This window comes from Neorhizobium sp. DAR64860/K0K1, from assembly GCF_050500205.1.
GTDB classification, from domain to species: domain Bacteria; phylum Pseudomonadota; class Alphaproteobacteria; order Rhizobiales; family Rhizobiaceae; genus Neorhizobium; species Neorhizobium soli.
On sequence record NZ_CP191459.1, the window covers coordinates 854,611 to 873,078 of the forward strand.

Sequence of the window (18,468 nt, forward strand, 5' to 3'; positions counted from 1 at the left end):
CAGGCATTGAGGCCGCAAGGGATCAGGTCGCCTGCTCTTTGCCCCGTCCCAGGCTCGTTTTCAGGGGAGGGTTGGCTTGCAGCGTCGGCCGTTGAGAGGTCTAGTGCGCCATTGCCATGCTTTGAAGAGAGTAGCATTCCTCGATGAAGACGACATTCAATCCGCCATCCGTCCGTCAGCCGTTCGGCGCCTACAATCACGGTCTGCTCTTGCCGCCAGGAGCCAGTCTGCTGGTCACCTCAGGCCAGCTCGGCATTGGCCTCGACGATGCAATCCCGGCCGATGTTACCGCCCAGGCAGAACTCTGCTTTAAGGCGATTGGCGCGATCCTTGACGAGGCCAAGATGACCTATGCCGACGTCATCCGCATTTCCGGCTTCGTGACGAGGCGCGAGGACTTCCAGGCCTACATGGCGGTGCGCGATCGTTTCACGCTCGACCCAAAGCCAGTCTCGACGCTGATCATCGTCGGCGGATTCACCCGCGCGGAATTTCTGGTCGAGGTCGAGGTGACGGCTGCGAAGGTATTTTAGGGCGGATCTCGCTTTGCCACGATACTATCAGGATCAAATGGTAATAGTCTTGTCAGTTGATGCCTTATTTTCGAAATTTACTGTGCCGATTAAACAAAATTCGAAATAATCAACGACGGCCACGCTAGCCTATATTGAAACGTTTCTCGCAAAGTGATGATGTCTTTTCATGGTAAGGGGCTTTCCGGGGGGCATTTCATGCGCCACTACATGGTTGGAGCTGCACTGTTTTCGTGTGCGCTTGTCTTTGCGTCGTCCGCACTGTCCGCCGGCCTGGTCGCCAGCGTCAGCCTGTCGTCCCAGACGATGACGGTGAGCGAAGACGGTGTTGATGTCTACCGGTGGCCGGTATCGACCGCTCGGAAAGGCTACAGCACGCCGCTCGGCAGCTGGAGCGCAAAATGGCTCTCGAGGAGCCACAGGTCGCGCAAGTACGACAACGCGCCAATGCCGTTCGCCGTGTTCTACAATGGCGGCTATGCCGTGCATGCGACGTTCGATACCAAGCGCCTCGGTCGACCAGCCTCCCATGGCTGTATCAGGCTGCATCCGGAAAATGCCGCAACCTTTTTCGCGCTGACGAGCCGGTATGGAACCGCTAACACCCGCATCGTTGTCGGCTATTAGGCCGTGTGCAGCTTAGCCTGCACGGGAACCAAGGTTCAGTATCCGCAACGGCGCAGTTGCGCCTCGTATCTGGCTGCCATGGCGGCAGATTTCTTTGCGGTCTGGCGAACCCCGCCGCCGAACTGGCCGCGCTCATACCCGCCGTGGCCGGTATAGTAGGCGAGGTAGAGGTTGTAGGTATCGCTGAGGGGGATGTTGTTCCGGATATGGCTCTGGTGGTGATACCAGCCGACAAAGCGGATGGCATCGCCGAAGTCACTGCGGCTGGCGGCCCAGCGACCCGTCGATTTGCGGTAACCGTCCCAGGTTCCGTCCAGCGCCTGTGCGTAGCCATAGGCCGAAGAGATACGGCCCCACGGGATGATGCCGAGCACATATTTGCGCGGCGGGCGGGCGCGGGCGCGGAAACTCGACTCGACGTAGATCGTCGCCATGAGGATCGGGACCGGCACGCCGTATTCGCGGCTTGCCGCGCGCGCCTGGCGGGCCCAGTTGTTGAAAAGCCCGTCTCTCTGCTCGAAAATCGCGCAGGCATCTCCGATCCGGCTCGGCGCGGAGGCGCAAGCCGTGAGGGACATCATCAGAAGGGCGATGTAAAACGCATTACGCATCGCGCGTTCTTTCAGGCTTGGACTTAAGGCTCTATCTCTGAGGTTTCAGATTGGAACAATGCCACTAAAACTTAACGAAAAGTTTAACGGCCCGGAAAGCAGCCAAAAGGCTCCACGTGCTCGCCTCGGCGCGATGGTTTGCGATCGTCGACATTGAAGGGGTTGCGGAGACGAGGACTAATCGTCGAGGTATCTTTCGCGGTCCTCGACCGTCGCTTTTTTCGAGAAGGCTGACTGGATCAGCGCTGCGGGCAAAAGCACTATAAACGCGACCACGGTGGCGACACCGTAGGCGAGGGCTGCCAGCGCCCATAAAATGCGGTTGATCATCGGCTTCATCCAGGTTGCCCGATCGGTTGCCTCGGCCTGCACACATAGCACGAAGATCTCTCCAATTCATGAGTATGTTTTCACATACACGAACTGCGCAGAGAAGTTTTATAGCGCAGTAACAGGGGCGTTCGCGGAAGCCCCGATAACGACAGAAAAAGGCCGCTCAATGGAGCGGCCTTGATCATGTCTGCGATATGCCAGAGGGCGATCAGCAAGTTGGATTGGTTTCCATGGTCATCATGGCTCCACCGGCGGTACCAGTGTTGGTGCTGGCGCCCGGATTGGAGTTGTTGCCGGAAGCCACGCCCGGATCCTTCATCGTGCCTGCCTGGCAGTTGGTCGATGGCGTTGTGCCGGATGTGCTGTTGGTCGAGGACGAATCCACGCCCGGCAGCGACGTTGTCGGCGCGGTCTGTTCGACACCGGACATCGGCATCGACTTGCCGGTGCTTCCGGATCCGTCATTGCCGCCCGAACCGGAGCCGCTGGTCTGTGCAAAAGCCGAGGTTGCGAGACCGAGCGAAAGGGCTGCGACGGTGATTAGTTTAATGCTCATGGGAATGTTTCCTTCTTGTTGTCCTCACAGTTACCAAACCGCCCCAGGTGCAGTTGGTTCCTATTGCGCGCCAATTCCTTTTGTGTGCCAGCGCGGGAAAAAATGGATTTCAATAAAATTGCATCTATTCGTTTAAGCGCGCCGCAAACCTGCCTGCGTATGGTCGTCCCATAACGAAACGAGATGGCAACAGAGCCATCCGCCAAACAGGGTACGGGCCATGATCAAGAAGCTCATCATTTCCGCGATCGTACTGACCGCGCTGGTTGCAGGCAAGGAAGCCAATGCTGCAGGTCCGGGCTCGTTTGCCCGCTCGCTCTCAGGCGTTTCCGCTCTCCACATGCAGGTCGCCCAGAACCGTACCCATGGCGCTGAAGGCTCCAACACGATTTCCGAATTTACCATCGACCAGGCCCACGAACTGAAGCGCGTCAACGACGCGGTCGACGGCACGCTTGCAGCCGTCGACGGCTATCTCGACACGTTCACCGGCGACCTCGCGGTCGATCAGGATCTCTGCCTCGATTGCGCCGATCTCAAGCGCGACCGTCTCGTTTCCATCGGCTGGGATAGCCGCAACCTGACGATCGGCTACGCTCTCAACGACGAGGGCCGGATCGAACGGGTCCTGGTTGTTGCAACGCCGCGCGGCGACATCGTGCTGTCGCATGGCGGCCTGACGGTCGACAGGACTGCCCAGACGATGACCGAGACCACGAAGGCTAGCGATGCTCTGCCTGCGCCAGCTGTAACTGCCGACCATTACGATATCTAAAGCTCACTGACCCTGCTGGCCGGTGGCGTCGACGTGCCCTGACGCTGCCGGCCCTTTTTTTCCAAGTTGTCGCCCGCCCGCGTCTATCGCTGTGCGGGCTTTCCCCATTCTGCGATGGCTATGCCGCCAAGCGCCAGAACCAGCGCCACGATGTGGAATGCCTGCAGGTTTTCGTTAAGCACGATCACCGAAAGCAGGGTGCCAAAAACCGGCACCAGATTGATGAACAGGCCGGCCCGGTTGGCACCGATCTCCTCGACGCCGCGGATATAGAGCACCTGCGCGATCAGCGATGCGAAGACGGCGGTGTAGACTGCGATGATCCAGCCGTTGGCGTCCGGCCAGATCATTCGGTCAGCCGAATATTCCCACGCGGCGGCGGGAATGCTGCCGAGCAGGGCGAACAGCGCCGGGATTGCCATCAGGCTGCGCCAGCTGATGGCCGGGCGAAAGCGCAGCGCCACCGTATAGACCGCATAGGCGACGATCGCGATCATCATGACCGCATCGCCGAAATTAACGCTGAGCGTGACGATGGTCGACAGGTCGCCATGGGCTGCCGTCAAAAGCCCGCCCATCAGGGTCAGCGCGAAGCCGACGATCTGCAGCCAAGATACTTTCATCCGGAACAGCACGAAATTGAACAGGAAGATCAGCACCGGAATAAGCGTCTGCTCGACGGTGACGTTGATCGCCGTGGTGTAATTGACCGCGGTGTAGAGCGCCGCATTGAAGACGACGTAGCCGACGAGGCCGAGAAAGGCGAGAAGCGGCAGGTTCGACCGGATCACCGGCCAATCGCGGCGAAGATCGGGTATGGAGATCGCGAAAATGATGACGGTCGCAAACGCCCATCGCCAGAAGGTCAGGAGCATCGGGCTGATATGACCGATGGCAAGCTTGCCCGCGACCGCATTGCCGCCCCAGCACAGCGTCGCGACGATCAGGAAGATATAGGCTCTGCGGTACACGATAATCTCCTCCGCGTGCCGTATCGACGGCCCGTCCTTGCCCTATCGTCTTTCGTCGGCGCCGGCCTTGGCCGGAACGCTTGGCGTGGGCCATAGCGTGGGAATTTGCAAATTGTCACGCAAAAACCGTCCAGCATTCACAAACAGGTCGCTTTCCTCGGGCCAAGGCATTATAGATGCGCGCGTTTGCAGGGGCGGGTCCGGCGCGGTTTCGGACGAGCGCCCTTGTGGGAGAGAACTCTATCTGGCGCTCGCAACGCCGCTGTCTCAGAGCAGCGGTGCTGTCGCGGCGCCGTGGCGTGCTTGAAGGGCAGGCCCGAAACGCAGGAAAGCAAAGATGACGAATGTAGTCGTGGTTGGTTCGCAGTGGGGTGACGAGGGCAAGGGCAAGATCGTCGACTGGCTCTCTGAACGGGCGGATATCGTCGTTCGGTTCCAGGGCGGCCACAATGCCGGCCATACGCTCGTCATCGACGGTGTCAGCTACAAGCTGTCGCTGCTGCCCTCCGGTATCGTCCGCGGCAAGCTTTCGGTTATCGGCAACGGCGTCGTCGTCGATCCGCACGCGCTGGTCGCTGAAATCGCAAAGCTCGACGGGCAGGGCGTCAAGGTCACCCCGGACGTGCTGCGCATCGCCGACAACGCGACGCTGATCCTGTCGCTGCACCGCGAGCTTGACGGCCTGCGCGAAGATGCGGCATCCAACACCGGCACCAAGATCGGCACCACCCGCCGCGGCATCGGCCCGGCCTATGAAGACAAGGTCGGCCGTCGTGCGATCCGCGTCATGGATCTTGCCGACCTCGATACGCTGTCGGCCAAGGTCGATCGCATCCTCACCCATCACAACGCGCTGCGCCGCGGTCTGGGCGAGCCGGAAGTCAGCCATGAGACGATCATGCAGGAACTGACGTCCGTCGCCGAACAGGTTCTGCCGTTCCGCGAAACCGTCTGGGAACTGCTGGACAAGGAGCGCCGCAAGGGTTCGCGCATCCTGTTCGAAGGCGCTCAAGGCTCGCTGCTCGACATCGACCACGGCACCTATCCTTTCGTGACCTCGTCCAACACGGTCGCCGGTCAGGCTGCTGCCGGTTCCGGCATGGGCCCGGGCTCGCTGGGCTACATCCTCGGCATCACCAAGGCCTACACGACGCGCGTCGGCGAAGGCCCGTTCCCGACCGAACTCCATGACGAAATTGGTCAGTTCCTCGGTGAAAAGGGCCATGAGTTCGGCACCGTCACGGGTCGCAAGCGTCGCTGTGGCTGGTTCGACGCGGCTCTGGTTCGCCAGTCGGTCGCGACCAACGGCATCACCGGGATCGCGCTGACTAAACTCGACGTTCTCGACGGTCTGGAAGAACTGAAGATCTGCGTCGGCTACATGCTCGACGGCCAGCGGATCGACCATCTTCCCGCAAGCCAGGCGGCGCAGGCTCGGGTCGAGCCGATCTACGTGACGCTGGAAGGCTGGAAGGAATCCACCGTTGGTGCAAGGTCCTGGGCGGACCTGCCGGCACAGGCGATCAAATACGTTCGTCAGGTTGAGGAATTGATTGGCGCGCCAGTTGCGCTACTTTCCACAAGTCCGGAACGCGACGACACCATACTTGTGACGGACCCGTTTGAAGATTAATGTCAACTATTGATTATCCATTCAGCCGGCTTGAGCCCGGCGACAATGAGAAGTGCTGATGGCAGATTTTGTAGCGGTGATCCGCCGCGCTGTTGATGGTCTGGCGACAAACTCGCCTGAAGCCCGCGCGAAAGTGTATGAAAAAGCGCGTGGTGCCGTTCAACGGCAGCTCGAGAACATGAAGCCGCGGCCGCCGGAAGAAATGCTTCGGCGGCAGATGGACAAGCTCGAAACGGCGATCGTCGAAGTCGAGAGCGAGCACGCGGAGGCGCTGGCGCCGTTCGAGAACGAGGCTGGTTTCGCCGACGACGAATTTGCTGCCGGCCAGCCTGCGCCCGCTGAAGAGACGGTGTTGCCGGCTCCAGCGGAGCCCAAGCAGGAACCGGCACCCGCTCCGGGCGAAGAGCCCGAACAGGCAGCACCGCTCGCCGCTACTGAGCCGGCTGGCTATTCGTATGACGAGCCGCCGCGCTATGAGGAACGGCACGAGCCTGTTGCTCCTGTTGCAGCCGAAGAACGCGAACCTGACGTTGCCCATTACGAACCGGCTGTAGAGCCGGAGACGTATGAGGCACGCACGGCCTACGAAGAGCGTCCGCTTTACGAAGAGCCTGCGCCGTCCGAGGAGCAGGACACTGTTCATCAAGGTGGATGGCCGGTCGGCGATGTCGCTGCCGTCGGTGAACGCGATGAGCAGGTCCACAACGAACCTGTGGCCGATGACGGCCGGGCACATTCCGTCGAAGCGCCGATCGAGCAGTATCCCGGGACTGTCGACGAGCCTGTTGCAAACGAGCGGGATGATGATCTTCCCTACTCGGCTGCCCGTCAGGACGATGACGTCGCCCACGTCCAGTGGCCACCGCAGACCAGTGCGGAGCCAGCGCGCACGGAACATGCGCCGCTCTTCGAAGAGCCCACCTGGCATGAGCCGGCGCATTCCGAAAACACCGCCGCAGCCGCCTGGGACGACGTTCCGGAACTGGTGCCGGCCGGTCCCGTCGAACCGGTCCATCAGCACCAGCCGCAGGCCGATCTACACAGTGGTGATCGCGTCGACGCGCATTTCGACCAGGAAACCCATGTTTCTGCCGATGCAGTTCGCATGCCATCGGTCGCTGAGCTCCCAAGTTTCGGCCAGACCGGGACGGAGACCGGGCGCAAAGACGACAGCGACGATTTCTTCGCAGGCTACCAGCTTGACGCAAAAGCGGACGAGCAGGCACAAAAGCCTGCCGGCAAGGATCACGAGAAGGATCCCTGGAGTGATCTGGATGACCTGATCGGGTACAGCAAGGGCGCGGCAATTGCCGGCACCGGCACCGGCGCCGGCGCTGCCGCCTCGAACCCGAGACAGGCCCAGTCGGATGACAATCTCGAAGACCTGATGCCGACCCCGGCTAAGCCATACCGGGTGACGACGACGCGCAAGCGCAATTACGGTGGCCTCGCACTCGGACTGGTCGGCCTTCTGCTGCTGGGTGGCGCTGGTTATGCCGCCTGGATGAACCGCGACGCGCTGAGCGAGATGGTCGAAGGCTTCATGCCGTCTTCCTCGACGGACACGGCGGTCTCGACCGCTGAAACGCCCGCGACCTCGCAACCGGCCTCCGGGAACGCAACTACGGCTCCGGCAACAGCGCCGGCCAACCCGACGCCTTCGACGCAGCAGGCAAATGGCCAGCCCGCCGGTCAGACGAGCCCGCCGCCAGCCGCGGACGGTTCGACCGCCAGCCCGAAATTCACCCAGCGTCTGATGCCGGATGGCACAGAGGTGGATGAAGGTCCGGGTTCGGCCGGAAGCCTTGCCCAGAACGCCGAAGGGCAGTCGGTGGCGCAGCTCAACGCCCCGCCGACCACGCCGCCTGCGGCGCCTGGTGCTGCCGCGACGGCTGCAACCGCGCCCGGCGCACCTGCAGCGCCTGCCCCCGACGCCAACCCGGCAGCGACCCCTGCGGTCTCCGGCGAAAAGATGTTCCTCTATGAAGAGCGTCTTGGCCAGACCGCGCCGACCGCGATCGACGGAAGCGTTTCCTGGTCTCTGCAGCGCGAACCGGGTTCCAACGGCGGTCCGCCTCAGGCTGAAGTCCAGGCCCGCATCACCATACCCGGTCGTGGTCTGACCGCGCTTGTGACGTTCAAGCGCAACTCGGATCCGTCGCTGCCCGCGAGCCATCTGATCGAGATCGTCTTTGCCGTCCCGCCGGACTTCGAGGGCGGTGCCATCGACAGCGTCCAGCGCATTGCGATGAAGACATCCGAGCAGGATCGCGGCAACGCCCTGATCGCGGTTCCGGCCAAGATCACCGACGACTTCCACATGATCGCGCTCAACGATTTCCCGGATGCCCGCAACACCAATATGGAGCTGCTGCGCACCCGCAACTGGATCGACATCCCGGTCGCCTATCGCAACGGACGCCGCGCGCTGTTCACGCTCCAGAAGGGGCCTGAAGGCGAAAAAGCGTTCAACGAGGCCATCCGCGAATGGGGCCAGGCCGGCGGCCAGACGGGCCAGTAAGCGACCGGTCGCAGGACATAGATCATAGGAGAAGGGTCGCGAAAGCGGCCCTTTTCCATTTCCAGCCTCCCGTTGCGAACTCCCATGGCTCCGGCCAAAGAAAAAGGCCGCAAAATGCGGCCTTCGATCTGCGGATACTGGTGTCTCTCGTTACGCGTCGACGACGCGCAGGGCCTGAGCCTGTGCGAGCGCTTCCTTGCGCACCGCATCCTGCACCTTTTCGAAGGCGCGGACCTCGATCTGGCGAACGCGTTCGCGGCTGATGTCGAACTCGGTGGACAGTTCTTCGAGCGTCACCGGGTCTTCCGACAGACGGCGGGCTTCGAAGATGCGGCGCTCGCGTTCGTTCAGCACGGCAAGTGCCTTGCCGAGCATGCGGCGGCGCGTGTCGAGCTCGTCCTGCTGGATCAGGACCGCTTCCTGGCTCTCATGATCGTCGACCAGCCAATCCTGCCACTGGCCGGCTTCGCCTTCAGCCGCCCGGATCGGGGCGTTGAGCGAAGCGTCGCCGGAGAGGCGGCGGTTCATCGAGATCACTTCTTCCTCGGATACGTTCAGCTTGGTGGCGATCTCGGTCACCTGGTGCGGCTTCAGATCGCCTTCCTCGATCGCCTGGATCTTGCCCTTGAGGCGGCGCAGGTTGAAGAACAGCCGCTTCTGGTTGGCGGTCGTGCCCATCTTGACCAGCGACCAGGAGCGCAGGATGTACTCCTGGATCGAGGCCTTGATCCACCACATTGCATAGGTCGCCAGACGGAAGCCGCGTTCCGGGTCGAATTTCTTGACGGCCTGCATCAGACCGACATTGCCTTCCGACACGACTTCGCCGATCGGCAGGCCGTAGCCGCGATAGCCCATGGCGATCTTTGCGACGAGACGCAGGTGGCTCGTCACCATCTTGTGTGCGGCAGCGCGGTCGCCATGCTCAGCGTAACGCTTCGCGAGCATGTATTCCTGCTGCGGCTCCAGCATCGGGAATTTGCGGATTTCATCGAGATAGCGATTTAGACCGGCTTCGCCGGCGGTAATCGAAGGCAGATTGTTACGGGCCATGAAGCACCCCTTTCCGATCGTTGTCGGTTCCCGGCAGATTTCATCTGCCCTTACGGCGAACCGATTATGGCGCGGATCGTTCCCGACCCCGCACCAATGCAAGTGTCAGATAAGTGTGGCGGAACAGCGATTCAAGCGTTCACACCAACGTTATGACATTACAATTGCGTAATGATCGGCCGGACTTCCGGCGACGGTCAGGCCGTCATTGCCGCAGGGCTTCGATCAACTGTTCCAGGTCGTCGGGGATCGGAGCCTCGAATTCCATCACCTCGCCGGTGCGGGGATGTTCGAACACAAGCAGATAGGCGTGCAGCGCCTGGCGCGGGAAGGCGCTGACGACGGTGCGGGCGGGCTCGGGGATCTTGTTGACCTTGGTCTTGAAGCCGCCGGCATAATCGAGGTCGCCGATCAGCGGATGGCCGATATGAGCCATGTGGACTCGGATCTGGTGCGTGCGGCCGGTTTCCAGACGGCATTCGATCAGGGCCGCCAGCGAGGTTGCCTCGGGCGTCTCGTGAAAACGCTCGATCACCTCATAATGGGTCACCGCCTCGCGCGCGTCCACGGCATTCTCGCGGGTGACGGCGCGCTTGGTGCGGTCGCCACCGGCGCGGCCGAGCGGTGCGTCGATCGTGCCCTTCAAACCTTTCGGGCGGCCCCAGACGACGGCCATATAGGCACGTTCCAGCGGACCCGAACGGCCATGGTCGGCGAACTGGTCGGCGAGGTGGCGATGCGCCAGATCGTTCTTGGCGGCGACCATGACGCCCGACGTATCCTTGTCGAGGCGGTGGACGATGCCCGGCCGCTTGACGCCGCCGATGCCCGACAGGGTGTCGCCGCAATGGTGGATCAGCGCGTTGACGAGGGTCCCGGTCCAGTTGCCGGCGCCCGGATGCACGACGAGACCCGGCGGTTTGGCGATGACGATCAGGTCCTCGTCCTCATAGAGAACATCGAGCGGAATATCCTCGCCCTTGGGTTCGGGATCCTCCGGTTCCGGCAATGTGATCTCGATTTGATCGCCGGGGGACACTTTCTTCTTCGGCTCGGTGCAGGCCTTGCCGTTCAGCAGTACGACACCCTGTTCGATCAGCGCCTTGATGCGGTTTCTGGAGAATTCGCCGTCCAGAACCTGTGTCAGCCACGCATCCAGCCGTCCTTCTGCTGCCTCATCGGCAGTCAGGACTTTCCTCGGGGCTTCGGCTTGTTTAAAGGGGTCGTTCATTCCGGTTTCCGTCAATTCGCAATCTTGCACGCATAAGGACAATTCATGCCCCAACCAGAAGTCGAGGAAAAGGAAGAGCCGCTTGATCCGGCGATGGAGAGAATCCGCCGGAAGATGGTGCTTCTGCAGCTCGTTTCGGGCGGGATCCTGTTTGTCTGCTTTATGGCGGTCCTCGCCGCGATTGTCTACAAGATCTCCCAGCGTCCCGCAGACGGCCCGGAAACGGTCGCCACGTCGGGAAGTTTCACCGTCCCGTCCGACCAGCCGCTGAAGGCCACCGCCGCACTGCCGACCGGTTTCCAAATCGACAATGTGTCGATGTCGGGCAGCCAGCTCGTCTTCCTCGGCCAGTTGAACGGTGCCCGCAAGGTGTTCGTGTTCGACATCGTGCTCGGCCGGATCGTCGCCGACGTGACGATCGCCACCGGTCCGTGATGGAGACAATCCGCATCGAGGATGCGGACGACCCGCGGATCGCCGAATTTCAGGCGGTCCGCGATCGCGACCTGACGGGGAGGGGCGGACGGTTTATCGCCGAGGGCACGGTCGTGCTGCGCATGCTGGCGCAGGCCCACAGGGCCAAGTCCGGCTTCGTCGCGGAGAAGCTGCTGCTTCTGGAAAATCGGGTGTCCGGGCTGGAAGACATCCTTGGCCGTTTCCCTGACGATGTCCCGGTCTATGTCGCATCCTCTGCCGTTCTCGACCGGATCGTTGGCTTCCACCTCCACCGCGGCGTGCTGGCGATCGGTCGCAGGGCTGATGAGCCGTCGCTTGCGGACCTCCTGCAGAACCTGCCGGAAAAGACATTGGTCGTTGCGGCCTTCGGCATTTCCAACCACGACAATATCGGCTCGATCTTCCGCAATGCGGCCGCCTTCGGCGCCGATGCGGTGCTGCTGGACGCCGCCTGCTGCGATCCGCTCTATCGAAAGTCGCTGCGGGTTTCTGTCGGCTCCGTGCTCTCGGTGCCCTATGCCCGCACCGGGACGATGACGGAGCTTCTGGACGCCCTGATGTCGCGCGACTTCGCGATCTGGGGCTTGTCGCCTGCCGGACACGCCGAAATCCGCGACGTACCGGCGCATCCGAAGATGGCACTGATCACCGGAACCGAGGGCGACGGACTGCCGGCGCATATCCTCTCCGCAGTCAAGACCGCGCGCATTGCCCAGATGCCGGGACTGGACAGTCTCAACGCCGCAACCGCGACCGGCATCGCGCTCTACGAGATCGCCATGCGGCAGGGCCGGCTCTAGGGATTTCAGGTGTCGTTCAGGACGACGACTGCTCGTTCAGTTTCGCCATGGCCTTCTTGGCCTTGGCAGCCAGGCTTTCGCGATCGCTGTTGCCGGATTTTCCAGATAGGATCGTGTTGATCGGCGAGGCTTTGCCTTCGCGCGCGGCCGTGAGCGCCACAAGACTTGCAGCGATGGTTGCAAGCTCCTGCCGAAGCGCTGCATCGTTAGCGCCATCGCGGCTCTTTAAAAGCCGTTCCGACACCGCGGTCGCCCGGTTGCGGGCATCGTCTGCGAGATCGATCATGGCCGGCGTCATCATCGCAGCTGTCATCATGGTGGGCTCTGGGTCCATGCCCGTCGGGCGGGCGACGGCTAACACACCCTCCTCGAGGAGATGCGCCGCTTGGATGTCTTCGGGACCGGGCGTGTTGATCTTGCCTGAATTCGACTTCGCTTTTGATCCGGCTGGCGCCCCGGTTTTGCGCAGGGCGCGGCTCGCGTCGCGGGCTTCCGCATTGGCCGTTTTCAGTTTTTCGCGTAGTCTTTCGATTTCCTGCTGACGGCGGTCCAGCGCCTCTGCCCTGTCGGCACCCTCGGCGATCTCCCGGTCCAGCCTTTCCTGCAGCGCTATCCGGCGTTGCTCTTCCAACTTGACCTTGCCCTCGGCTTCCTTGGCGCGGGTGGTCATGTCGCGGATTTCCGTGCGCAGCGTCTCGCGTTCGTCGCGAAGATTGCCGATCCGGGCCTTGAGGCCTTCCATCTCGGCGGCATGAGACGAGAGGTCGATGCGGAAATTGTCCGTATCGGCAATCAGCCGTGCAACGTGCTGCTGGCGTTCGCCGATCTCGACATCGCGCATCCTGAGGTCGTCGTGGGACTGTTCCAGCGCCACCTTCAGCTCCTGGATATAGCTGTCTTCCTGGCGAAGACGCGAGCGGGTGGCGGCGGCCTCGACATCCAGCGTGTCGGCCTGCATCTTCAAATCCTGCCGGTCGTCTTCAAGCGTGCGGATAGTCGCGTTCAGGGCCTCGATATCGAGCATCAGGCGGGTGTTTTTCTCGCGCGCCTGGCTCAGTTCCTGAGAGGTCCGGGCGTTTTCCGCTGCATAGACGGCACGTGCCATATCACGCTGGGCACGCACTTCCTCAGGGCTGATCGGCAGTGTCGCGCGGATGCGGTTTTCCGTGTAGCGCACGATCCGCCTGTGGATCGCCGGCGAAATCAGGATGGCAAGCAGCGCCGCGCTGAGGAAACCCAGGCCAAACAGGAGTGCGTATTGGATCACGGAAAGCCGTTCTTTGTGTCTGGAGCGGACAGGCTCTTTTTAAGCACGGGCGCCTGCACCCGGCAAGTGGGCACGCCCGGTGGAGGTGTCAGCCTGCCGCTCAGAAGGGGTTCCAGGTGGCTTCGCGGGTCATCTTCAGATAGCCGACATTGATGCCGAGACGGGCGCCAAGGCCGGTGCGGATCGGCACCAGGATCACGTTGTTGTTGCGCAGGACAGTCATCCCGACGCCGGCGACAACGAAGGCCGAGCCGGAAACGCCGCCGAAGCGGGCATAGAGCGAATCGACCGTCGGCAGGTCATAGACCAGCATCATGGCGCGGGTGCCCTGGCCGCCGTAATCGATGCCGAGCGATGGGCCCTGCCAGTAGGTCGGATGCTGTCCGGCGTTTTTCGTGTATAGCTGGCCTTCGCCATAGGTCAGGCCGGCGATGAAGGCGCCGGAGCCTTCCTGGCCGAGAATGTAACCGTTGGGCAGGCCGTATTTCGAGAAAGCGTTTTCCACCACCTTGGCGAGACCGCCGCTGGTGGAGCCGAAAAAGCCGTGGCCGGCATCGACAATTTCCTGCATCGAATACTGCGAAGCATTCTGCTGGGCGGATGCCCTTTCGATTGTGACACAGAAAGCGGTTGCCATGACCACGAAAGCGGTGGCAAAGCGAGCGAAGGCGGAAAGGTTCTGGCGGCGCATATTGAAGTCCGTTTGTTAAATCTTCCGTTATCAAGCGTCATGCTTAAGCCGCCTCTATCTTGGCGGCATGACGTTAACAATCGGTTTACCACAAATGGTGTCATTATGGCGGCACCTATACACATTGACCGTCGACAATCCCCGCGCAATGTTGCTGTGGCACATGCGCGAGGGAATATTTTCATCCAGCCGGAGACACGCATGCCTAAAAATCCCAATCTAACCCTCGGCGGTCCGGATCTGGCAGCTCTCCTCTGCAGCCGGGTCTGCCACGATATCATCTCGCCGGTCGGAGCCATCAACAATGGCCTGGAGCTTCTCGATGAGGGAGCCGCCGACGCGGATGCGCTCGACCTGATCCGTACATCGGCCATGAACGCCTCGGTGCGTCTGAAATTCGCGCGGCTTGCTTTCGGCGCCTCCGGCTCTGTTGGTGCCTCGATCGATACGGGCGAGGCCGAAAAGGCTGCCAAGGAGTTCGCGGTCGCCGAAAAGAAGACGGAAGTCTCCTGGAACGGCCCGCGCGCCATCATCCCGAAGAACCGGGTCAAGCTGCTCCTCAACCTCTTCACTGTCGCTTACGGCGGCATTCCGCGCGGCGGCTCTCTCGATGTGACACTCGAAAACCCGGAATTCGACGCGAAGTTCATCATCACCATCAAAGGCCGGATGATGCGCGTGCCGGCGAAATTCGTCGAAGTGCTGTCGGGTGCCATGGAAGAGGCGGTCGATGCCCACACGATCCAGCCCTATTACACGGTTCTGCTGGCCGACGAATGCGGCATGGATTTGAAATACGTGGTGTCTGAAGACAAGATCACATTCATCGCGGAAACCGTCCCTACCGAAGTGCCGGCCGTTTCCGAAGAGGTCTGAGACCCGATCAAGCGCTCTGACATGTGAAAAGCGCGGGTTGCCCTGAGGCGGCCCGCGCTTTTCGCGCTGCGCCTGACGCGTAACTCTTTCTTAGCTTCATTCGGGTCATGGTGGATGTTGCCTAGGGACGGGCACAGCATCAGGGGAAACACGATGCAGCGAATGATGATTGCAGACAGTTCGGACATCGTGCGCAAAGTGGGCAAGCGCATTCTCTCGGAGATCGGCTTCCTGGTTTCCGAAGCGGGCACTGCGCAGGAAGCACTGACCGGCTGCCGTGCAACCTTGCCGAACTTCCTGATCGTCGATGCAGGCCTCGACGACGCGCTCGGTCTGATCGCTTCCGTCCGGGCAATGGACCGCGGCAAGGACGTCAAGATCTTCTACTGCGTCATCGAGACGGACCTGAAGAAGATGATGGCCGGCAAACGCGCCGGCGCCAGCGATTTTCTCCTCAAACCTTTCGACCGCAAGATCCTGACATCGGTGTTCGGCGGCTTTGCTGTTGCGGCTTGATAGTTTCAGCGTTTGCGGCGTGCGCTGAGTGAAGCCGCGTCTCGGAGGTGTCCTGTGAGCGAAGAAGAACTTCTCGTTCTCTAGCCTGTACCCAGTCTCATCGCGACGCTACTTCAAAGCGAGAGAGCGAAGGGGAGCCCTCTGACGGAAGACGAGGTCCTCGAAATCACCGACACGTGTGAGGTCATCGCAGTTTCTCGTGATGTTGCTCAGAAAATGGACGAGCAGCGCGGCTACCTCGACATCGATCCTGAGAACTGCTGGGTTGAGTGGCAACAAGCTCGAACCGTGTTTATGGAAACTTGATCCGGACACCGCGCTGAATTCGTCAATCCTCAGCGCTTTCGGCAATCTCAAACGCAAAAACACCCGCTTGCGCGGGTGCTCTTCAATCCGGGATAGGGAAAAGTTTTCAGGCTCAGGCGGTTTCTGCGAGCTCGACATTGTCAGGTTCGCGCAGCACGTAGCCACGGCCCCAGACAGTCTCGATGTAGTTCGCGCCACCGGCCGCATTTGCGAGCTTCTTGCGCAGCTTGCAGATGAAGACGTCGATGATCTTCAGTTCCGGCTCGTCCATACCGCCATAAAGGTGGTTGAGGAACATTTCCTTGGTGAGCGTGGTCCCCTTGCGGAGCGAAAGAAGCTCCAGCATCTGGTATTCCTTGCCCGTCAGGTGCACACGCTGGCCGCCGACTTCGACGGTCTTGGCGTCGAGGTTCACGATCAGTTCGCCGGTGATGATGATCGACTGGGCATGGCCCTTCGAACGGCGAACGATGGCGTGGATACGTGCAACCAGTTCGTCCTTGTGGAACGGCTTGGTCATGTAGTCGTCTGCGCCGAAACCAAGGCCTCGTACCTTGTCTTCGATGCCCGCCATGCCCGACAGAATCAGGATTGGCGTCTTGACCTTTGACAATCTCAGAGTGCGAAGCACTTCATAACCCGACATGTCGGGGAGATTGAGGTCAAGAAGAATGATATCGTAGTCATACAACTTACCAAGGTCGACGCCTTCTTCGCCAAGGTCGGTCGTATAGCAGTTGAAGCTTTCCGATTTCAGCATCAGCTCGATCGACTGGGCCGTCGCGCTGTCATCTTCGATGAGTAGAACCCGCATAATTTTCCCCTTTACCGCCGCGTAAGGTTACCGATGCCCCCTTACTCGATACGGATCCAGACTGAGCCTGATTTGGAAGCTGCCAGAAACTGGTTAACAAATTATGAGCGGTCCTGGCAAGGTGCATCATTTTGTTAAGCAAAATTAGTAGCAGCCTGTTTTACTTTAAGGATTGGCCATCGCCAGCTTGATTCAGCGGAGGAGGAAACCCCGCTAAGTGATTCAAACGACTCCGACATTGTCGTGACCGAAAACCGGCCTTGGCATTTACCGACCCTTAAATGATCAGGCTTATTGTTAATGATGCCTGTAAATGAAAGGTTAACGCGGCGCCAAATTTGTTAACGCCTCGGAAATTTTTTGAGCCTCGCACTGTATTGAACAGGGGTTTACCGGCCTGGGTCTCGCTATCCACGGAGTATTGCGTATGAAATCGCGTGACAATCTTGTTCGCCTGAAGAACTTTCAGGTTAACGAAAAGCGTCGTCAACTGCAGCAGTTGCAGACGATGATGGCCGAATTCGAAAGAATGGCGAAGGAACTGGAGCACCAGATCACCGTCGAGGAGAAGAAATCGGGAATTTCCGACCCGAATCACTTCGCCTATCCAACTTTTGCCAAGGCTGCCCGCCAGCGGGCCGACAATCTGCAAGTCTCGATCCGGGAACTTCGGATCCAGCAGGATGCCGCCGAGCTTGCGCTGGAAGAGGCGGAAGCCGAATTTGCAAAGGCGTCGGCGCTCGAAGAGCGCGACACCGGTATGCGCGCCCGCGCCTGATGCCTTACGGCTGGTTGCCAGCCGAGCGCATCACACGATAGCGAGAGGACTTTGACGAGGGGACCGCGGACCGGTGCCCCCGTTTTTGCTTTTTCGACTTTTTCCACGGAGCGGCAGGGCAGACGTGTGGCCCAAGCTTTGCTATGGGTGCCGGATGAGAAGGCTTATCTGGTTTTCGCTTTATGCGGCCGCTTGCGTTTTTCTGGTCCTGGGACTTTCCCTGCCGATCATTCGCTTCGAGCGGCTGTATTTCTTTCGCGAGACGCCGTCGCTGGTCGAACTCGTTTCTGCTCTATGGGGGCAGGGCGATGTCGCGCTTGCGCTCATCGTCGGACTGTTCTCGATCGTCTTCCCGGTTGCAAAGCTTATGGCGCTCGGCGCGCAAGCCTTTCGCGGCAATCGTCAGCCGGGATTTTTTGCGCGCGTGATGCCGCATCTTGCAAAATGGTCGATGATGGATGTGATGCTGGTGGCACTCGTGGTGTTTGCGGCCAAGACATCCGGCCTCGCGCAGGCAGTAGCGCAACCCGGCCTGTGGTTCTATGCGGCTTCGGCGATCATCGCCGGCATATTGCCGCAACTGGCGCGGCGAGAACCGTCCTTGTCCCGGTAAGTTTCAAACCAGGGCAAATAAAAAGTGCCGCTGCGGTGAGGCAACGGCACTTCGATTTTACCGATGAACAGTGGTCTGCTGACTTCGCCTAATGGCGGTACTGCTGAATGCGGGTGGTCCGAAGACCGGCCAGGCCGTGGTCGTTGATAGACGCTTGCCAGGACAGGAATTCTTCGACGGTGAGCGTATAACGCTCGCAGGCTTCTTCCAAGCTCAACAGGCCGCCGCGAACCGCGGCGACAACCTCTGCCTTACGACGGATAACCCAGCGGCGCGTATTGGCCGGCGGAAGATCCGCAATCGTAAGCGGGCTGCCATCGGGACCGATGACATATTTAACTCGGGGACGTATCATTTCGGTCATTGGACTCTCTACACAACGCAAGACCACAAACGAGAGCCTACCGGGGCAGTTTTAACATTTGACTAAACGAGACGCGCCATTTGTGGCCAAACCCGCATTGGTCGCAATTCACTTGATTCGAGCCGACAAAAACCTTTTAAAAC

The 18,468-nt window shown here is 60.6% G+C and carries 21 protein-coding genes; 11 read left to right on the top strand and 10 right to left on the bottom strand.

Annotated elements, in window-relative coordinates; translation table 11 throughout:
• Nucleotides 1–143: 143 nt before the first annotated feature.
• Together ACQY1J_RS08760 and ACQY1J_RS08765 are read left to right on the top strand one after the other, a co-directional pair.
• On the top strand, nucleotides 144–533 hold the full coding sequence (locus ACQY1J_RS08760) for a RidA family protein (protein WP_430251208.1): 390 nt from the start codon (nucleotides 144–146) through the stop codon (nucleotides 531–533).
• 210 nt (nucleotides 534–743) lie between these two features.
• Nucleotides 744–1,160 carry a L,D-transpeptidase gene (locus ACQY1J_RS08765; protein ID WP_371816180.1) on the top strand — a complete coding sequence of 139 codons (417 nt, stop codon included), beginning with the start codon at nucleotides 744–746 and terminating at the stop codon, nucleotides 1,158–1,160.
• A gap of 35 nt (nucleotides 1,161–1,195) precedes the next feature.
• Here ACQY1J_RS08765 and ACQY1J_RS08770 read toward each other — a convergent pair whose 3' ends face one another.
• The 3 genes from ACQY1J_RS08770 to ACQY1J_RS08780 form a co-directional block, all read right to left on the bottom strand.
• Entirely contained in the window at nucleotides 1,196–1,771 is a 576-nt protein-coding gene (locus ACQY1J_RS08770; RefSeq protein ID WP_062455153.1) for a hypothetical protein, read from the bottom strand.
• Between the two features lie 177 nt (nucleotides 1,772–1,948).
• Nucleotides 1,949–2,152 carry a hypothetical protein gene (locus tag ACQY1J_RS08775; RefSeq protein WP_139283786.1) on the bottom strand — a complete coding sequence of 68 codons (204 nt, stop codon included), beginning with the start codon at nucleotides 2,150–2,152 and terminating at the stop codon, nucleotides 1,949–1,951.
• Between the two features lie 160 nt (nucleotides 2,153–2,312).
• The gene (locus tag ACQY1J_RS08780; protein WP_092660075.1) at nucleotides 2,313–2,660 is read right to left on the bottom strand and encodes a hypothetical protein; all 348 of its coding nucleotides are present in this window, start codon (nucleotides 2,658–2,660) and stop codon (nucleotides 2,313–2,315) included.
• Nucleotides 2,661–2,880: 220 nt separating this feature from the next.
• Here ACQY1J_RS08780 and ACQY1J_RS08785 point away from each other — a divergent pair, with 220 nt between their 5' ends.
• The gene (locus tag ACQY1J_RS08785) at nucleotides 2,881–3,435 is read left to right on the top strand and encodes a transglutaminase-like cysteine peptidase (RefSeq protein ID WP_430251209.1); all 555 of its coding nucleotides are present in this window, start codon (nucleotides 2,881–2,883) and stop codon (nucleotides 3,433–3,435) included.
• Between the two features lie 83 nt (nucleotides 3,436–3,518).
• Here ACQY1J_RS08785 and ACQY1J_RS08790 read toward each other — a convergent pair whose 3' ends face one another.
• Nucleotides 3,519–4,406 carry an EamA family transporter gene (locus tag ACQY1J_RS08790; protein ID WP_192077459.1) on the bottom strand — a complete coding sequence of 296 codons (888 nt, stop codon included), beginning with the start codon at nucleotides 4,404–4,406 and terminating at the stop codon, nucleotides 3,519–3,521.
• Nucleotides 4,407–4,743: 337 nt separating this feature from the next.
• Between ACQY1J_RS08790 and ACQY1J_RS08795 the strand changes: the two genes are divergently transcribed.
• Nucleotides 4,744–6,039, top strand: coding sequence for an adenylosuccinate synthase (locus ACQY1J_RS08795; protein WP_062455165.1), 1,296 nt, complete (start codon nucleotides 4,744–4,746; stop codon nucleotides 6,037–6,039).
• A gap of 58 nt (nucleotides 6,040–6,097) precedes the next feature.
• Nucleotides 6,098–8,560 (top strand): hypothetical protein, encoded by a 2,463-nt coding sequence (locus ACQY1J_RS08800; RefSeq protein WP_430251210.1) that lies wholly within the window; start codon nucleotides 6,098–6,100, stop codon nucleotides 8,558–8,560.
• Between the two features lie 150 nt (nucleotides 8,561–8,710).
• Here ACQY1J_RS08800 and rpoH read toward each other — a convergent pair whose 3' ends face one another.
• Nucleotides 8,711–9,613 carry an RNA polymerase sigma factor RpoH gene (rpoH, locus tag ACQY1J_RS08805; RefSeq protein ID WP_062455169.1) on the bottom strand — a complete coding sequence of 301 codons (903 nt, stop codon included), beginning with the start codon at nucleotides 9,611–9,613 and terminating at the stop codon, nucleotides 8,711–8,713.
• A 205-nt stretch (nucleotides 9,614–9,818) separates the two neighbouring features.
• Nucleotides 9,819–10,844 carry an RluA family pseudouridine synthase gene (locus ACQY1J_RS08810; protein WP_092660092.1) on the bottom strand — a complete coding sequence of 342 codons (1,026 nt, stop codon included), beginning with the start codon at nucleotides 10,842–10,844 and terminating at the stop codon, nucleotides 9,819–9,821.
• 45 nt (nucleotides 10,845–10,889) lie between these two features.
• On the opposite strand from ACQY1J_RS08810, the gene ACQY1J_RS08815 reads away from it, so the two are divergent.
• Together ACQY1J_RS08815 and ACQY1J_RS08820 are read left to right on the top strand one after the other, a co-directional pair.
• The gene (locus ACQY1J_RS08815) at nucleotides 10,890–11,279 is read left to right on the top strand and encodes a hypothetical protein (RefSeq protein ID WP_430251211.1); all 390 of its coding nucleotides are present in this window, start codon (nucleotides 10,890–10,892) and stop codon (nucleotides 11,277–11,279) included.
• The gene (locus ACQY1J_RS08820; protein WP_430251893.1) at nucleotides 11,279–12,100 is read left to right on the top strand and encodes a TrmH family RNA methyltransferase; all 822 of its coding nucleotides are present in this window, start codon (nucleotides 11,279–11,281) and stop codon (nucleotides 12,098–12,100) included. The genes ACQY1J_RS08815 and ACQY1J_RS08820 overlap by 1 nt, the downstream gene beginning before the upstream one ends.
• Before the next feature lie 16 nt (nucleotides 12,101–12,116).
• Here ACQY1J_RS08820 and ACQY1J_RS08825 read toward each other — a convergent pair whose 3' ends face one another.
• Nucleotides 12,117–13,367 (bottom strand): hypothetical protein, encoded by a 1,251-nt coding sequence (locus tag ACQY1J_RS08825; protein ID WP_430251212.1) that lies wholly within the window; start codon nucleotides 13,365–13,367, stop codon nucleotides 12,117–12,119.
• A 100-nt stretch (nucleotides 13,368–13,467) separates the two neighbouring features.
• Entirely contained in the window at nucleotides 13,468–14,004 is a 537-nt protein-coding gene (locus ACQY1J_RS08830; protein ID WP_062457827.1) for a DUF1134 domain-containing protein, read from the bottom strand.
• A 255-nt stretch (nucleotides 14,005–14,259) separates the two neighbouring features.
• Here ACQY1J_RS08830 and chpT point away from each other — a divergent pair, with 255 nt between their 5' ends.
• Entirely contained in the window at nucleotides 14,260–14,934 is a 675-nt protein-coding gene (gene chpT, locus ACQY1J_RS08835) for a histidine phosphotransferase ChpT (protein WP_430251213.1), read from the top strand.
• Between the two features lie 153 nt (nucleotides 14,935–15,087).
• Entirely contained in the window at nucleotides 15,088–15,450 is a 363-nt protein-coding gene (locus ACQY1J_RS08840; protein ID WP_062455181.1) for a response regulator, read from the top strand.
• Between the two features lie 418 nt (nucleotides 15,451–15,868).
• Here ACQY1J_RS08840 and ctrA read toward each other — a convergent pair whose 3' ends face one another.
• The gene (gene ctrA, locus ACQY1J_RS08845; RefSeq protein WP_062455185.1) at nucleotides 15,869–16,570 is read right to left on the bottom strand and encodes a response regulator transcription factor CtrA; all 702 of its coding nucleotides are present in this window, start codon (nucleotides 16,568–16,570) and stop codon (nucleotides 15,869–15,871) included.
• A gap of 427 nt (nucleotides 16,571–16,997) precedes the next feature.
• Here ctrA and ACQY1J_RS08850 point away from each other — a divergent pair, with 427 nt between their 5' ends.
• Nucleotides 16,998–17,348 (top strand): hypothetical protein, encoded by a 351-nt coding sequence (locus tag ACQY1J_RS08850; RefSeq protein WP_062455186.1) that lies wholly within the window; start codon nucleotides 16,998–17,000, stop codon nucleotides 17,346–17,348.
• 154 nt (nucleotides 17,349–17,502) lie between these two features.
• Entirely contained in the window at nucleotides 17,503–17,961 is a 459-nt protein-coding gene (locus tag ACQY1J_RS08855) for a paraquat-inducible protein A (protein WP_430251214.1), read from the top strand.
• 88 nt (nucleotides 17,962–18,049) lie between these two features.
• Here the strand turns inward: ACQY1J_RS08855 and ACQY1J_RS08860 are convergent, their stop codons facing one another.
• The gene (locus ACQY1J_RS08860) at nucleotides 18,050–18,325 is read right to left on the bottom strand and encodes a DUF1153 domain-containing protein (RefSeq protein WP_062455190.1); all 276 of its coding nucleotides are present in this window, start codon (nucleotides 18,323–18,325) and stop codon (nucleotides 18,050–18,052) included.
• Nucleotides 18,326–18,468 lie beyond the last annotated feature (143 nt).

Excerpts from the sequence above, each read along its gene's own strand:
- ACQY1J_RS08785 (WP_430251209.1), top strand. The coding sequence starts at position 2,881 with ATGATCAAGAAGCTCATCATTTCCGCGATCGTACTGACCGCGCTGGTT.
- ACQY1J_RS08860 (WP_062455190.1), bottom strand. The coding sequence starts at position 18,325 with ATGACCGAAATGATACGTCCCCGAGTTAAATATGTCATCGGTCCCGAT.
- ACQY1J_RS08840 (WP_062455181.1), top strand. The coding sequence starts at position 15,088 with ATGCAGCGAATGATGATTGCAGACAGTTCGGACATCGTGCGCAAAGTG.
- ACQY1J_RS08780 (WP_092660075.1), bottom strand. The coding sequence starts at position 2,660 with ATGAGCATTAAACTAATCACCGTCGCAGCCCTTTCGCTCGGTCTCGCA.
- ACQY1J_RS08830 (WP_062457827.1), bottom strand. The coding sequence starts at position 14,004 with ATGGCAACCGCTTTCTGTGTCACAATCGAAAGGGCATCCGCCCAGCAG.
- chpT (WP_430251213.1), top strand. The coding sequence starts at position 14,260 with ATGCCTAAAAATCCCAATCTAACCCTCGGCGGTCCGGATCTGGCAGCT.
- ACQY1J_RS08815 (WP_430251211.1), top strand. The coding sequence starts at position 10,890 with ATGCCCCAACCAGAAGTCGAGGAAAAGGAAGAGCCGCTTGATCCGGCG.
- ACQY1J_RS08820 (WP_430251893.1), top strand. The coding sequence starts at position 11,279 with ATGGAGACAATCCGCATCGAGGATGCGGACGACCCGCGGATCGCCGAA.
- ACQY1J_RS08765 (WP_371816180.1), top strand. The coding sequence starts at position 744 with ATGGTTGGAGCTGCACTGTTTTCGTGTGCGCTTGTCTTTGCGTCGTCC.
- rpoH (WP_062455169.1), bottom strand. The coding sequence starts at position 9,613 with ATGGCCCGTAACAATCTGCCTTCGATTACCGCCGGCGAAGCCGGTCTA.
- ACQY1J_RS08855 (WP_430251214.1), top strand. The coding sequence starts at position 17,503 with ATGAGAAGGCTTATCTGGTTTTCGCTTTATGCGGCCGCTTGCGTTTTT.
- ACQY1J_RS08850 (WP_062455186.1), top strand. The coding sequence starts at position 16,998 with ATGAAATCGCGTGACAATCTTGTTCGCCTGAAGAACTTTCAGGTTAAC.
- ctrA (WP_062455185.1), bottom strand. The coding sequence starts at position 16,570 with ATGCGGGTTCTACTCATCGAAGATGACAGCGCGACGGCCCAGTCGATC.
- ACQY1J_RS08770 (WP_062455153.1), bottom strand. The coding sequence starts at position 1,771 with ATGCGTAATGCGTTTTACATCGCCCTTCTGATGATGTCCCTCACGGCT.
- ACQY1J_RS08760 (WP_430251208.1), top strand. The coding sequence starts at position 144 with ATGAAGACGACATTCAATCCGCCATCCGTCCGTCAGCCGTTCGGCGCC.
- ACQY1J_RS08810 (WP_092660092.1), bottom strand. The coding sequence starts at position 10,844 with ATGAACGACCCCTTTAAACAAGCCGAAGCCCCGAGGAAAGTCCTGACT.
- ACQY1J_RS08800 (WP_430251210.1), top strand. The coding sequence starts at position 6,098 with ATGGCAGATTTTGTAGCGGTGATCCGCCGCGCTGTTGATGGTCTGGCG.
- ACQY1J_RS08795 (WP_062455165.1), top strand. The coding sequence starts at position 4,744 with ATGACGAATGTAGTCGTGGTTGGTTCGCAGTGGGGTGACGAGGGCAAG.